The sequence below is a fragment of the Mesorhizobium sp. RSR380A genome (assembly GCF_054719385.1).
In genome coordinates, this window is record NZ_JBTTIB010000001.1 from 4,601,446 (window position 1) to 4,613,585 (window position 12,140).

A 12,140-nucleotide genomic window follows, 5' to 3' on the forward strand; every position below is an offset into this window, starting at 1 on the left:
TCGAAATCGGCATTGTCACGTCAGCGCCGGTTTCCTGTCGCGGATTGATGCGCTATGCAGCGCAGGAGCCAGCAAAATGCCGGAAACGGTTGGCCAGTGCGGAGGGGTTGATGAGCGAGATCGAACGCGAGAGCATGGAATTCGACGTGGTCATCGTCGGGGCCGGCCCGGCGGGCCTTGCCGCAGCGATCCGTCTCAAGCAGGTCAATCCCGAGCTTTCCGTCGTGGTGTTGGAAAAGGGCGGCGAGGTTGGTGCACACATTCTGTCAGGCGCCGTCGTCGATCCAATAGGCATCGACCGCCTGTTGCCGGGCTGGCGCGAGGAAGATGGCCATCCCTTCAAGACGCCGGTTACGGCCGACGATTTCCTGGTGCTCGGCCCCGCCGGCTCGTTCCGTCTGCCCAATATACTGATGCCGCCGCTGATGAACAATCACGGCAACTACATCGTCTCGCTCGGCAATGTCTGCCGCTGGCTGGCAACCAAGGCTGAAGCGCTAGGCGTCGAAATCTATCCGGGCTTTGCTGCCGTCAGCCTCGTCTACAACGATGCCGGCGCCGTCACGGGCGTCGTCACCGGCGACATGGGCGTCGAAAAAGACGGCACACATGGCCCGGGCTTTGCGCCGGGCATGGCGCTGATGGGCAAATACGTGCTGATCGGCGAGGGCGCGCGCGGTTCGCTGTCCAAGCAGCTGATCGCAAAATACAAACTGTCCGACGGGCGTGAGCCCGGCAAATACGGCATCGGCCTCAAGGAGCTGTGGCAGGTCAAGCCCGAGAACCACCGGCCGGGCCTGGTGCAGCACTCCTTCGGCTGGCCGCTCGACCTGAAGACAGGCGGCGGCTCCTTCCTCTACCACCTCGAGGATAACCAGGTCGCGGTCGGCTTCGTCCTGCATCTCAACTACAAGAACCCCTGGCTGTCGCCCTTCGAGGAATTCCAACGGTTCAAGACGCATCCGGCGATATCGCGCACCTTCGAGGGCGCCAAGCGCATCGGCTATGGCGCGCGCGCCATTACCGAAGGCGGCTGGCAGTCGGTGCCGAAACTCTCCTTCCCCGGCGGCGCGCTGATGGGGTGTGCGGCGGGCTTCGTCAACGTGCCGCGCATCAAGGGTTCGCACAATGCGGTGCTGTCCGGCATGCTGGCGGCCGAGCATGTCGCGCAAGCGATCGGCTCCGGCCGCGCCAATGACGAACTGTCGTCTTATGAGGACGCCTGGCGCGCGACCGATATCGGCAAGGATTTGAAGAAGGTCCGCAACGTCAAGCCGCTCTGGTCGCGCTTCGGCACCATTATCGGCGTCGGCCTCGGTGGTCTCGACATGTGGCTGAACACGCTGTTCGGCTTCTCGCCCTTCGGCACGCTGAAACATGGCAAGGCCGATTATGCCACGCTTGAGCCCGCGGCCAAGCACAAGAAGATCGCCTATCCCAAAGCGGACGGCGTGCTGACCTTCGACCGCCTGTCCTCGGTGTTCCTGTCCAACACCAATCACGAGGAAAACGAGCCGGTGCATCTCATCGTCGGCGACATGGAGTTGCAGAAGCGTTCCGAGCATGATGTCTTTGCCGGGCCTTCGACCCGCTATTGCCCGGCCGGTGTTTACGAATGGGTCGACAAGGACGGCAACGCCGCCGCCGATCCGTCTGCCAAGGATGTGCGCTTCGTCATCAACGCGCAGAACTGCGTGCACTGCAAGACCTGCGACATCAAGGATCCCAACCAGAACATCAACTGGGTGCCGCCACGAGGCGGCGAAGGCCCGGTCTATCAGGGCATGTGAGCCCCACCGACCGGGGCCGTCTCGACCAGCAAAAATGGCGGCGATGGCCGGGTTTACCAAGGCATGTAAGGCGCTCGGCGCCAAAGATTGTTGAAACCGTCGTCTGCTTGTGGTCTCATTGCCGCGTCCATGGGGAAAATGGCATGCGCGTGTTGGTCTTGTTTTGCGTCGCCGTCATAAGCGCGGCCTGCGGCGTCGTCGGGACGGCGTCGGCGGGGGTGAAAACCGTCGTCAAGACGCGAACCTATGACATCACCGGCACGACAGGTGCCGGTCTGGTTATCGCCATGAACCGCAGGGGCCCCAAGCACGGTTTCATGACCCACGCCATCGCGCAGACAAGCTACACCGCCGACTGGAGCCTGGACGTGGGTCAGGTCAACGGCGTCTGCCGCCTGCGCCAGGCCAATGGAACGCTCAACATCGCCTACACCTACCCGCGCGTCGCCTCGGCCGTCACGCCGGCGCTGCGCAAACGCTGGAACCGGTTTTTCACAGGCGTTCTCGCTCATGAAGGAACCCATGGCCGTATCGCCGGGCAGATGATGCAGGCTGCCGAGCGGTCGGTTCGCGGCCTGAAATTTGCCAACGATCCGCAATGCAACAAAACGCGCGTCGAAGCCACGCGGCGCTTGCAAGCCACTTCCAAGCTCTATGAGGCAAAACAGATCGCGTTCGACGCGCGCGAGCACAGTGAAGGCGGCCATGTCGAGCGCATCATCGAGGCCTTGGTAGGCTTGTGAAACCGTAAGCCCCGTGGCGTACGATCTAGCCGCCCATGCTGGGCTGGATCAGCGACACAGTCGCGGTAGAATCCTCGTCGACCGGCTTGGTCTCGTCGCGCATCAATGAAAATTCCACCATCACCGGCAGATGGTCGGAGCCGGTCTCTTCCATCTGCGTCGACGACAGGATGGTCACCCCGCCCTTCGAAAACACCTGGTCGATCGGCAGGCCCGCATAGCGCCGCAGGAAATCGGGCAGGGTCCGGTGGATCCAGGTCGGTCCGGCCGACGGCATCACGGTCAGTCCGCCGAGCGAGGCAACGCGCCGTACCGCGGCGCTCCACGGCACGGCATTGCAGTCGCCGGCCATGATCGCCGTCTCGCCGAGCGAGGTGAGCGTCTCGGTCAACTCGCCGATCTGCCAGTATTGTTCCTTCGGCCACGGCCAGCTCAAATGGATCGCCGCGACATCGACCGGAGTGCCGCCGAAATCGACGGTGGCGGCCGCCATCGCGCCGCGCGGTTCGCAATGCGGCTCGGTGCCGGCCGCAAAGGGTCGCCGGGACAAAAGCGCCACGCCCCACACGCCGTCGGGATGGGCGCACAGGATGCGATAGGGATAGGCGTTCTGGATATAGCTGAGTTCGGTCGCCCACATGGCCGATACTTCGTCGAGCGTGATCACGTCTGGGTTGGTCCTGCCGATCAGCGAAAGAACCTTCTTGGGTGTCGGATTGTTGAAACGCAGGTTCATCTGCAGCAGCCGGTAGACCGGTTCGTTGCCGGGCGCGGCGTCATTGGCGGCCCGCACCGGCCACAGGCGCGGCAAGGTGCTCAACGTGCTGGCGAAGGCGGCCACGGCCAGCAGCAGGCCCACGCCCGCCTGCAGGCGAAACGAGGTGGCGAGCAGCGGCAGCGCAATCAGCCCCATCAGCACGGCAAAATGGATGCGGAAATGGGCGAAGGAATCGAAGGCCGGATGCAGTGCGCCAAAGAACCCGGCTACAAGCGCGGCCGAGAGGCCGAGCATTGCCAGGAACGCCATTGAAGCCATCATCTTTCGCACGCGTGCCATCAGACCGGGTTTTGCCCATAGACCGGGTAATACATTGCCGAGGTATCAGGCCTTTATCGGCTGAAATGCGGCCCAATCAAGATGACGAAACGCCTCGCGGCAAACATTTACGGCAAGCCGGTCTACTGAAAGGCCGTCTCCGAAAAGCTTCTCAGCTTGCGCGAATGCAACCGTTCCATCGGCATTTCCGCCAGCTTCTCCATCGCCTTGATGCCGATGGTCAGATGCTGCGCCACTTGCCGCTTGTAGAATTCGGTCGCCATGCCGGGCAGCTTCAACTCGCCATGCAGCGGCTTGTCGGAGACGCAAAGCAGCGTGCCGTAGGGCACGCGGAAGCGGAAGCCATTGGCGGCGATCGTGGCCGATTCCATATCGAGCGCGATGGCGCGCGACTGCGACAGCCGCTGCACCGGTCCGCGCTGGTCGCGCAGTTCCCAGTTGCGGTTGTCGATGGTGGCGACGGTGCCGGTGCGCATGATGCGCTTGAGATCGTAGCCGGAAAGTCCGGTGACTTCGGCGACCGCCTCCTGCAGCGCCACCTGGATCTCGGCCAGCGGCGGTATCGGCACCCACACCGGCAGGTCATCGTCCAGCACATGGTCTTCCCGGACATAGGCATGCGCCAGCACATAGTCGCCCAGCGCCTGAGTGTTGCGCAGGCCGGCGCAATGGCCGAGCATCAGCCATGCATGTGGCCGCAGCACCGCGACATGGTCGGTGATCGTCTTGGCGTTGGACGGGCCGACGCCGATGTTGACCATGGTGATGCCGCCATGGTTCGGCTTCTTCAGATGATAGGCTGGCATCTGAGGCAGGCGCGGCGCCGCCACGCCTTCGCTGGGCGCGTTTTGCCCTGCCTTGGTGATGACATTGCCCGGTTCGACGAATTCGGTATAGCCGTGGCCGCCTTCAGCCATCTGGGCCCGCGCGCGGGCGACGAACTCGTCGATGTAGAACTGGTAGTTGGTGAACAGCACGAAGTTCTGGAAATGCTGCGGGCTGGTCGCGGTGTAGTGCGTCATGCGGTGCAGCGAATAGTCGATGCGCTGCGCCGTGAACGGCGCCAGCGGCCTTGGTTCGCCGAACGCGACCTCGAAGGTGCCGTTGGCGATCTGGTCGTCGGTGCCGTCGAGATCCGGCACGTCGAACAGGTCGCGGATCGGCCGTTTGATGCGGTCGGCGGCGGCGCCATCGACATGGGTTCCTTCAAGGAACGCGAAATGCAGCGGGATCGGCGTGGTCGATTCCGAAACCGTTACCGGCACGCCGTGATTGCGCATGATCAGGCGAAGCTGCTCTACGAGATAGCGTTCGAACAGCACCGGCTGGGTGATGGTGGTCGAGAAATGCCCGGGGGTCGGCATGTGGCCGTAGGCCTGGCGCGAGTCGATCTGGGTGAACGAATTGGTGGTGACGCCGATCTCCGGGTAGAAGGCGCGGTAGCGCTTGCTTTCGTCGCCGCCGGCGGCAAGCGTGGCAAAGGAGTCGCGCAGAAACTTGGTGTTGCGGTCGTAGAGCACCTGCAAGGCGGCCACGGCCTTTTTGGCGTCGTCGAAGCTCTGCTTGCCGAAAGGCTCCGGCATGACGACCGATTCGATAGCTTGTGGGTAGATTCGCTTTTCCATGGCTCAATATAGAGACTTGAGGCCGCACTTGGGAGGGGAGGGTGGCCGCCAAGTGGTCGATTTATTCGTCCACGCCCAAGGTGTGCTGAGATTCAGGTAAGGCTGAGCCGGAGTCGAGGACGGGCGCGAAGCGACCAAACTGGTTGGCTTCGAGAACCGGAGCGGAGCGTACTCGAAGCATGTGAGCACCAAGGCCGCCACTTGCAGGCCAGCATCACCTTAATACCGGCACACCTTACCCGCGCTGCAGACTGACCAGCAAGACAAAGCCGACGCCATGCTTCTTCGTCGCCGGCGCGTCGATCGTCGTGTCGGCATTGGCCCGCATCATCGGCATGGCCAGGACCGGCGCCGACAACACGACCAGAACGAGCGCCGCCCGCGGCAGGAGCCGAAGGGTCTGGAGGGCGTTGATGGCGATGCGGTTCATGGCTTTTGCTTTTCTGTTTGGATCTATGTCTTTGTCGTCTCAGGGGCGAAAATGGTTCATGCAATCGAATTGGCAGGAATTAGCTGCATCCCAGGAACGGGCCGGGCGGCCGGCTTCGGCCACGAGGATGGCGAAGAGCATCCCGAACAGGCTCATCAACAGGCAGACGATGGTGAAGCGGCGAGCGAGCATTTGCGTAGTGTCTCCTTGAACACGCCATCAAAATGCCCTGATGCGACTGAACCGGCGCTGATGCCGACGTTCATCTGCGGTTCAAAGTGATTGACGAGGTCTTAGAGAGCGTCGGTTCGGGTTTGCGCCGCCGCAAACGGCACGGTCGTCGCTATGGCGCGGACCGTCCTGCAAAAGAAAACGGGGCCTGTGAAGGCCCCGTTGGTCAACTCAAAGCAGCAAGATCAGAGCTTGTGCCAGGTCTGGCTCTTGCAGATCAGCCCGCCGAGCACGCAGCCGCTCATCTTGAGCGAGGTGCCCGACAGTGTTGCCTTGCCCGAATAGGTCTTGTCGTTTGCCGGATCGGTGATGTTGCCGGCATATTTGTTGGCCCCGGCCGCCTTGAGCGAACCGATGGTCTTCCCGGCATATTTGCCGGTCTTCAGGGTGATGGAGAATGAACCGCTGCCGCCGATAACTGCTGTGTCGCCGGCTTGTGTCTTCCAATTGCCTTCGATCGGATCGGCCCAAGCCGCACCAGCCATCATCACGGCGGCCGCCAGGGCCAAGCTCACTTTGCGAAACATATCTGTCCTCCCTGGTTTAGATGGGGCAGCCGCCTCTCTGCCCCTTACGCAAACGTAAGCTAATCCAGCTCCTGGCAAAACAAAAGCGTACCGCCACGGAAGGTTTCGCAATTTTCATGCGGGGTCGGGAGAGCGCAGTCCGTGAAAATGAAACGATCGAGGCGTTGGCTTTGGTTTGCGTGGTTAGCAGAGTGTTGATCGGCGCCTCGCAAATTTTCGTCAAATCATTCGAGAAACCCCGGGATTGCTGACTTTGTATCCTTAACGAATTTCCGCGTTTACCTCTTGTTTTAGCTTTGTTTTCTCCAAATTAAGCACGCCATTTAACGACGGATTCAAGGCTCGGCCTCATTCTCGGAAGCATCGAAAGAGCGGCTCCCCAGGGAACACCGGGGGACAGAAGAGGCCCGCTCTCGGGAGCCAGACAGGGGACTAAAATGGCACGTTTTGAAATGCTTGAAGCCGGCTTCGGCGCCATGGGGGCAACTGCCCAGGCCGACATTCTTTTCGAACTGGGCATGATGTATGCGACCGGCCGCGATTGCGAGACCGATGTCGTTGCCGCCCACAAATGGTTCAACATCGCCGCCATCAAGGGCTCGGTCCGCGCCGCGGAACTGCGCTCGGAACTGTCGGCCGCAATGTCCAAGGTCGAGATCGCCAAGGCGCTGCGCGAAGCCCGCGAATGGATGACGATGCACTGAGATCGCGAGCAGATTATCGCAGGCAGATTATCGAAAACAGGGAAGCCCCGGGATCAAGACCGCAAAGACGGTCGGAACCGGTGAAACGACAAGGCCGCGACAAGACGGCCGACCATGAAAGAACAAGAACGCGGCAGGCCGGCACGGTCCAGTCGTGCACAATGGGGACGGCGGGCAGGTTTTCGTGGCGCGGGGGCGCATGGGGACTGCTACGAGCAAAAGCCACGACCGGCCGGAACAGGCTGGCGTGGCTTTTTGCGTTGATGAGGCCCAATCGAGCGGCGCCGATGCGCCTAGACAGGCCCAATGAAGGATGAAATTGTCCCGCCTTCGGAAAGAAGCGCGGCCAGAGCGGCTGCGCGAGTGTGGGAGGAGTTCTATCACCATGAAAAAAACGGGTATTTTGAGCGCGGCCGTATTTGGCCTGATGATGAGCGCGCCGGTTGCCTTTGCCGATGACATCACCATTTCGGTGGTCGGCCCGATGACCGGACAGCTCGCCACGATCGGCGATCAGTTCAAGCAGGGCGCAACGGCAGCCGCCGATGCGATCAACGCCGCCGGCGGTGTCAACGGCTCCATGATCAAGCTCGACATCGAGGACGACCAGTGCGATCCCAAGCAGGCGGTTTCTGTGGCCAACCGGATCGTTGCCAACAGCGTCAAGTTTATTGACGGCCATGCCTGTTCAGGTTCGAGCATCCCGGCTTCCGCTGTCTACGCCGAGGCCGGCGCGCTGATGATGAGCCCGGCCTCTTCAAATCCCGAGCTGACCGATGCCGCCGCCAAGGCCGGCTGGCCGACGATCATGCGTCTCTATACGCGTGACGACGCGCAGGGCGCCTTCATCGGCCCGTGGATCGCCAAGAAATATGCCGGCAAGAATGTCGTTATCCTGCATGACAAGAGCGCCTACGGTCAGGGCGTTGCCGATGCCGTGAAGGCGACGATGAATGCCGGTGGCCTCAAGGAGATCGACTATGAAGGCATCAATGCCGGCGAGAAGGATTATTCGGCTCTCGTCACCAAGCTGAAGGACCTCAAGGCCGACGTTGTCTATTTCGGCGGCTATCACCCGGAAGCCGGGCTTATCCTGCGTCAGTCGGCCGAGCAGAGCGTCAAGTTCCAGCTGATCATGCCGGACTCGATCGCCTCGCCAGAATTCTGGCAGGTCGCCGGCCCCGCCGGTGAAGGCACCCTGTTCGTCTTCCCGTCGGACCCGCAGGCCAAGCCGGAAGCCAAGGAGGCCATCGCCAAGATCAAGGCGGGCGGCTTCGTGCCGGAAGGCTTTACGCTGTTCTCCTACGCCGTCGTTCAGGCGTTTGCAGAGGGCGTCAAGCGCGCCGGAACGGACGATCCGGTCAAGGTAGCCGAAGCGCTGAAGAACGGCACGCCCTTCAGCACCGTGGTCGGCGACGTGACCTTCGACGAGAAGGGCGATCTGAAGAACGCCAGCTACGACATCAACCAGTGGCACGACGGCAAATACGCACCGATCGCGCAGTAAGCGGCCGCGTACTCATGGAAATGGCCGGGCTTGTCCCGGCCATTTTTTGTTCAAGCCTCCAGCCGGCTATGAAGCCTCTTCAACGAACCGCACCAGCACCGTTCCGTCGGTGACCTGCGCGCCCTCTGTGGCGATCTCGGCGATCACGCCGTCATGGCTGGCCGCGATCGTATGCTCCATCTTCATCGCTTCCAGGATCAGTAGCGGCTGGCCCTTGATCACCGTTTCGCCCTTTGCCGCGCGCACCAGCTTGACCATGCCCGGCATCGGCGCGCGCAGGCTGCCGGAAGCGGCGGCCGCCTCGTCGGTTCGCGCCAGCGGATCCGGGACGAGGAAACTGTAGCCGACCGCGCCTTCGAACACGGTGACGTGGCCTGGCCAGCGGGCAAGGCGAGGGGCGGCGCGAAGATCATGCGAATTGACGCTGTCATAGGGCGCGTCCAGCGCCACCTCGAAGCGCCCGTCCGGCCGCACTGAAACACGCGCCAGTATATCGTCCTCGCCATGGCGCAGGCGCGTGCGGCGCGCAATGCTGTGGAAATGCGTATAGCCGGCAAGCGACGACCACGGATCGTTCGACGGCGGCAAGGCACCGGCGCCCGCCGCGGCAAGGGCCGCCGCGGCAACGATCTCGCTGCGCGGCGGGGCGACCGCGGTCAGCGCTTCCTGATGCCTGCCGATCAGGCCGGTATCGACATCACCGGCCGAAAAATCGGCGTCCGCGGCAAGTGCCGCGAGAAACGCGGTGTTGACGGTCGAGCCGGCAATCTCGGTCTGCGACAACGCAGTCCCGAGCGCATCGAGCGCCGCCTGCCTGTCCTTGGCGTGGACGACCAGCTTGGCGATCATCGGATCGTAGAAGGGCGAGATCGCATCGCCGGCCCGCACGCCGGTCTCGATGCGCATGCTGGCGCCTTCGGGCGCGTTGTCGGGAAACGCCAGGTGATGCAGCGTGCCGGTCGCCGGCAGAAACCCTTTCGCCGCGTCCTCGGCATAGATGCGCGCCTCGAAGGCGTGGCCGGAAAGCGTGATTTCGCTCTGCGTCTTCGGCAGCTTTTCGCCGGCGGCTACCCGCAACTGCCACTCGACCAGGTCGGTGCCGGTGACCATTTCGGTGACGGGATGCTCGACCTGCAGGCGGGTGTTCATTTCCATGAACCAGAAGCGGTCGGCCTTCAGCCCTTGCGAGGCATCGACGATGAATTCGATGGTGCCGGCGCCGGAATAGCTGATCGCCTTGGCGGCCTTGACCGCCGCTTCCGTCATCGCCTCGCGCAGCGCCAGCGTCATGCCGGGCGCCGGCGCTTCCTCGATCACCTTCTGGTGGCGGCGCTGCGCCGAGCAGTCGCGCTCGTAGAGATGCACGGCATTGCCAAAATTGTCGCCGAACACCTGGACCTCGATGTGGCGCGGCTTGTCGACGTATTTTTCGACCAGCACGCGATCGTCGCCGAACGCGGCCTTGGCCTCGCGCCGTGCGCCTGACAGCGCTTCCGAAAAATCTTCGGGATGTTCGACGCGGCGCATGCCCTTGCCGCCGCCGCCGGCGCGCGCCTTGATCAGCACGGGATAGCCGATCTCACGCGCCTTGGACGCCAGCAGCACGATCTCCTGCGCCTCGCCATGATAGCCCGGCACCACCGGCACGCCGGCCTTTTCCATCAGCCGCTTGGCCGCATCCTTCAGCCCCATGGCGCGGATCGAGGCGGCCGACGGGCCGATGAATGTGAGCCCCGCCGCCACCACCAGGTCGACGAAATCGGGGTTTTCCGAGAGGAAGCCGTAGCCGGGGTGAATTGCTTCGGCGCCGGTCGCCAGCGCCGCCGCAACAATCTTGTCGCCGCGCAGATAGCTTTCGCCGACCGGCGAGGAACCGATACTCACTGCCTCGTCGGCCATTTTGACATGCAGGGCCTTGGCGTCCGCGTCGGAATAGACGGCAACGGTGCGAACTCCCATCTTCCTGGCCGTGCGTATCACCCGGCAGGCGATCTCGCCGCGATTGGCGATCAGGATCTTGGCGAACATGGAGCCTCCAGAGTTTGTCTCGGGCGGCGCCGGTCTGGCAGGAATGAGCCTATTTCGAAGCCGCGATTTTGCAGCCGCCGCTCGCGGTCTGAACCTTCCACTTTTTCAGGCCAACCTGACAGCTTCGCAACGCCAACTCTTCCGCGGCCTTCTGAGATGGCGCGTTCAGCCGCGCACCGCAGATGATGTAAAGATCGTCGACGCGCGAGTAGAATGTGGTCGCGTAGGCCGAGTGGCCACTCGCCGCGACATAGGCGTTGTACGACTTCGTGCAGGGCTCCTTTGGATTCAGTGACAACGGAGGCCAGAATCGGGTGTCTCCCTTGCTGCCCGCCAGCGATCCAGCCGCCCCGATACCGGGTGCCGTAAATACGAGCAGGCCGGCAAGCATCGATACAGTAATTCGTTTGATGCGTGTCGATTTCATCTTGCGCCGCCCATTTGAAAAATGCCCAAGCCGATGCTTGTCGGCCTACTTCGATGCCGCAACTTCGCAGCCAGCCCCTGTAATGACCTTGTAATGGCTGCGGGCAGACTCGCAGGATTTCATCGCCCGTTCTTCGGCAGCCTTCTGTGACGGTGCATTCAAGCCCGAGCCGCAGATGATGTACAACGAACGGATCCGGGCATAGGGCGTGGTCGCATAGGCCGAATGGCCGCCGGCGGCCACATAGGCGTTGTAAGCCATGGTGCACTGGTCTTTCGGGCTTTTCGGCAAATACGGATAGAAATGGATGTCGCCTTTGCTTCCCGCCAGCGATGCCGCGGCGCCAACGCCGGGTACCGCAAATATAAGCAAGACTGCAAGTACCGACGCAGTCGTTTTTCCCGAATATTTCGGCCTCATCTTTACCCCATCCCCGTTGCCCAATGCGGGATGAACAATAGCGTCTATTCTCCAGTGCCGCCAGCCTGCTCACCGAAAATTGCTTTTGCGTAGGTGGAGGAACCATCTTATCCATGCAGACTAGCATCCTCCAATGGCAGCAACGGCTTGTCGGTATAGTTGAGCTGTTGGCTCGTCGAAGCAGCAGAAAATAACTGTTTCGGGCGTTGAGTTCTGTCCGACGAAGGTACCTGCGATGCCAACGGCGATCTGCGTCGCCTCATTTTTCGGATAGCGGTACATGCCGGTGGAGATCGCCGGAAATGCCACAGTCCGGCAATCCCTGGCGGCGGCGATTTCGAGCGATCTGATATAGCAGGAGGCGAGCAGCCCGGCTTCGCCTTTGCCGCCGCCTTGCCAGACAGGTCCGACCGTGTGGATGATGTAACGTGCCGGCAGCCTGTAGCCCTTGGTAAGCTTTGCTTCGCCGACCTTGCAGCCGTTCAGCATCCGGCATTCGAATTCGAGCTCCGGGCCGGCGGCGCGGTGAATGGCGCCGTCGACGCCGCCGCCGCCCAGTAGCGAGGAATTGGCGGCGTTGACGATGGCATCGACCGCAAGCCTGGTGATGTCGCCGGTGTGGACATGTATCCGTTCGCCGAACTTGCTCAT

Annotated in this window: 13 protein-coding genes; 4 read left to right on the forward strand and 9 right to left on the reverse strand. The window is 62.3% G+C overall.

Features of this window, described 5'->3' with window-relative positions:
• Positions 1 to 110: 110 nt before the first annotated feature.
• Both ACYG9Z_RS22055 and ACYG9Z_RS22060 read left to right on the forward strand, forming a co-directional pair.
• Positions 111 to 1,790: an electron transfer flavoprotein-ubiquinone oxidoreductase gene (locus ACYG9Z_RS22055; protein ID WP_023698595.1), complete on the forward strand. Its 1,680-nt coding sequence runs from the start codon at positions 111 to 113 to the stop codon at positions 1,788 to 1,790.
• Between the two features lie 143 nt (positions 1,791 to 1,933).
• Positions 1,934 to 2,533, forward strand: a complete 600-nt coding sequence (locus ACYG9Z_RS22060; RefSeq protein ID WP_023692824.1) for a DUF922 domain-containing protein — start codon at positions 1,934 to 1,936, stop codon at positions 2,531 to 2,533.
• Between the two features lie 25 nt (positions 2,534 to 2,558).
• Here ACYG9Z_RS22060 and ACYG9Z_RS22065 read toward each other — a convergent pair whose 3' ends face one another.
• The 5 genes from ACYG9Z_RS22065 to ACYG9Z_RS22085 form a co-directional block, all read right to left on the reverse strand.
• Positions 2,559 to 3,572 carry an endonuclease/exonuclease/phosphatase family protein gene (locus ACYG9Z_RS22065; protein WP_156929813.1) on the reverse strand — a complete coding sequence of 338 codons (1,014 nt, stop codon included), beginning with the start codon at positions 3,570 to 3,572 and terminating at the stop codon, positions 2,559 to 2,561.
• Between the two features lie 140 nt (positions 3,573 to 3,712).
• On the reverse strand, positions 3,713 to 5,173 hold the full coding sequence (locus ACYG9Z_RS22070) for an AMP nucleosidase (protein WP_023731828.1): 1,461 nt from the start codon (positions 5,171 to 5,173) through the stop codon (positions 3,713 to 3,715).
• A gap of 277 nt (positions 5,174 to 5,450) precedes the next feature.
• Complete coding sequence (locus tag ACYG9Z_RS22075; RefSeq protein WP_023670200.1) at positions 5,451 to 5,645, reverse strand: hypothetical protein; 195 nt, start codon at positions 5,643 to 5,645, stop codon at positions 5,451 to 5,453.
• Positions 5,646 to 5,684: 39 nt separating this feature from the next.
• Positions 5,685 to 5,837 (reverse strand): hypothetical protein, encoded by a 153-nt coding sequence (locus tag ACYG9Z_RS22080; RefSeq protein ID WP_023752992.1) that lies wholly within the window; start codon positions 5,835 to 5,837, stop codon positions 5,685 to 5,687.
• Positions 5,838 to 6,061: 224 nt separating this feature from the next.
• Complete coding sequence (locus tag ACYG9Z_RS22085) at positions 6,062 to 6,403, reverse strand: DUF2147 domain-containing protein (RefSeq protein WP_023687258.1); 342 nt, start codon at positions 6,401 to 6,403, stop codon at positions 6,062 to 6,064.
• 437 nt (positions 6,404 to 6,840) lie between these two features.
• Between ACYG9Z_RS22085 and ACYG9Z_RS22090 the strand changes: the two genes are divergently transcribed.
• Both ACYG9Z_RS22090 and ACYG9Z_RS22095 read left to right on the forward strand, forming a co-directional pair.
• Positions 6,841 to 7,107 (forward strand): SEL1-like repeat protein, encoded by a 267-nt coding sequence (locus ACYG9Z_RS22090; protein ID WP_006199745.1) that lies wholly within the window; start codon positions 6,841 to 6,843, stop codon positions 7,105 to 7,107.
• Between the two features lie 385 nt (positions 7,108 to 7,492).
• Positions 7,493 to 8,614 (forward strand): ABC transporter substrate-binding protein, encoded by a 1,122-nt coding sequence (locus tag ACYG9Z_RS22095; protein WP_023687260.1) that lies wholly within the window; start codon positions 7,493 to 7,495, stop codon positions 8,612 to 8,614.
• A gap of 66 nt (positions 8,615 to 8,680) precedes the next feature.
• Here ACYG9Z_RS22095 and ACYG9Z_RS22100 read toward each other — a convergent pair whose 3' ends face one another.
• The 4 genes from ACYG9Z_RS22100 to ACYG9Z_RS22115 form a co-directional block, all read right to left on the reverse strand.
• On the reverse strand, positions 8,681 to 10,642 hold the full coding sequence (locus tag ACYG9Z_RS22100) for an acetyl/propionyl/methylcrotonyl-CoA carboxylase subunit alpha (RefSeq protein WP_023752990.1): 1,962 nt from the start codon (positions 10,640 to 10,642) through the stop codon (positions 8,681 to 8,683).
• Positions 10,643 to 10,691: 49 nt separating this feature from the next.
• A complete protein-coding gene (locus ACYG9Z_RS22105; protein ID WP_023684512.1) occupies positions 10,692 to 11,069 on the reverse strand; it encodes a hypothetical protein in 378 nt (125 codons plus the stop codon).
• 45 nt (positions 11,070 to 11,114) lie between these two features.
• Positions 11,115 to 11,489, reverse strand: a complete 375-nt coding sequence (locus ACYG9Z_RS22110) for a hypothetical protein (protein WP_023670207.1) — start codon at positions 11,487 to 11,489, stop codon at positions 11,115 to 11,117.
• A 120-nt stretch (positions 11,490 to 11,609) separates the two neighbouring features.
• Positions 11,610 to 12,140 carry an O-acetyl-ADP-ribose deacetylase gene (locus tag ACYG9Z_RS22115; protein WP_023752989.1) on the reverse strand — a complete coding sequence of 177 codons (531 nt, stop codon included), beginning with the start codon at positions 12,138 to 12,140 and terminating at the stop codon, positions 11,610 to 11,612.

What these genes read in the sequence shown, in the direction of transcription:
- ACYG9Z_RS22085 (WP_023687258.1), bottom strand. Translation starts at nt 6,403, where the DNA reads ATGTTTCGCAAAGTGAGCTTGGCCCTGGCGGCCGCCGTGATGATGGCT.
- ACYG9Z_RS22105 (WP_023684512.1), bottom strand. Translation starts at nt 11,069, where the DNA reads ATGAAATCGACACGCATCAAACGAATTACTGTATCGATGCTTGCCGGC.
- ACYG9Z_RS22115 (WP_023752989.1), bottom strand. Translation starts at nt 12,140, where the DNA reads ATGAGCAAGTTCGGCGAACGGATACATGTCCACACCGGCGACATCACC.
- ACYG9Z_RS22055 (WP_023698595.1), top strand. Translation starts at nt 111, where the DNA reads ATGAGCGAGATCGAACGCGAGAGCATGGAATTCGACGTGGTCATCGTC.
- ACYG9Z_RS22080 (WP_023752992.1), bottom strand. Translation starts at nt 5,837, where the DNA reads ATGCTCGCTCGCCGCTTCACCATCGTCTGCCTGTTGATGAGCCTGTTC.
- ACYG9Z_RS22060 (WP_023692824.1), top strand. Translation starts at nt 1,934, where the DNA reads ATGCGCGTGTTGGTCTTGTTTTGCGTCGCCGTCATAAGCGCGGCCTGC.
- ACYG9Z_RS22065 (WP_156929813.1), bottom strand. Translation starts at nt 3,572, where the DNA reads ATGATGGCTTCAATGGCGTTCCTGGCAATGCTCGGCCTCTCGGCCGCG.
- ACYG9Z_RS22095 (WP_023687260.1), top strand. Translation starts at nt 7,493, where the DNA reads ATGAAAAAAACGGGTATTTTGAGCGCGGCCGTATTTGGCCTGATGATG.
- ACYG9Z_RS22090 (WP_006199745.1), top strand. Translation starts at nt 6,841, where the DNA reads ATGGCACGTTTTGAAATGCTTGAAGCCGGCTTCGGCGCCATGGGGGCA.
- ACYG9Z_RS22070 (WP_023731828.1), bottom strand. Translation starts at nt 5,173, where the DNA reads ATGCCGGAGCCTTTCGGCAAGCAGAGCTTCGACGACGCCAAAAAGGCC.
- ACYG9Z_RS22110 (WP_023670207.1), bottom strand. Translation starts at nt 11,489, where the DNA reads ATGAGGCCGAAATATTCGGGAAAAACGACTGCGTCGGTACTTGCAGTC.
- ACYG9Z_RS22075 (WP_023670200.1), bottom strand. Translation starts at nt 5,645, where the DNA reads ATGAACCGCATCGCCATCAACGCCCTCCAGACCCTTCGGCTCCTGCCG.
- ACYG9Z_RS22100 (WP_023752990.1), bottom strand. Translation starts at nt 10,642, where the DNA reads ATGTTCGCCAAGATCCTGATCGCCAATCGCGGCGAGATCGCCTGCCGG.